This window comes from Bradyrhizobium sp. P2_E8, from assembly GCF_056403875.1.
This window is the reverse complement of record NZ_JBFUES010001855.1, coordinates 1-611: the sequence shown is the minus strand read 5'-3', so window position 1 is coordinate 611 and position 611 is coordinate 1. Positions and strand designations below refer to the sequence as shown.

Below are 611 nucleotides of genomic sequence, written 5' to 3'. Positions count from 1 at the left end.
CGCGTGCCTATAATTCGATCTACGTGATCGATCACGACGGCAGCGTGCTCGCGGTCTACGACAAGTTGCATCTGGTGCCGTTCGGCGAGTTTCTTCCCTATCAGGGCCTGATGGAGAAGCTCGGCTTCGAGCAGCTCACGCGTGTGCGCGGCGGCTTCATCGCCGGCACCGTGCGGCATGCGCTGCCAGTCGCCGGCGCGCCGTCCGCGCTGCCGCTGATCTGCTACGAAGCAATTTTTCCCGGCGAGGTTGCCGGTCGCAACGAACGTCCGGGCTGGATCGTGAACCTCACCAATGACGGCTGGTTCGGCATCTCGACCGGCCCCTATCAGCATCTGGAGCAGGCGCGGATGCGCGCGATCGAACTCGGATTGCCGCTGGTCCGCTCCGCCAATACCGGCATCTCCGCGGTGATCGATCCGGCGGGACGAACCATCGCCAGCCTCGGTCTCGGCGTCGAAGGCATTTTGGACGCAAGCCTGCCCGCCGCGATCCCGCCGACGATCTATGCGCGGGTCGGCGACGTGCCTGCGGCCGTGCTCGTCGCGGTGGCCGTGCTTCTCGCGGTCCGCCGACGCGTGACCAAACGGCACCCCTGATCCCGCCATCAA

Annotated in this window: 1 protein-coding gene; it reads left to right on the top strand. The window is 66.1% G+C overall.

Features of this window, described 5'->3' with window-relative positions:
• A partial coding sequence (gene lnt / locus AC1D00_RS44325) for an apolipoprotein N-acyltransferase (RefSeq protein WP_477015101.1) occupies positions 1 to 599 on the top strand: 599 nt, incomplete at its 5' end.
• Positions 600 to 611 lie beyond the last annotated feature (12 nt).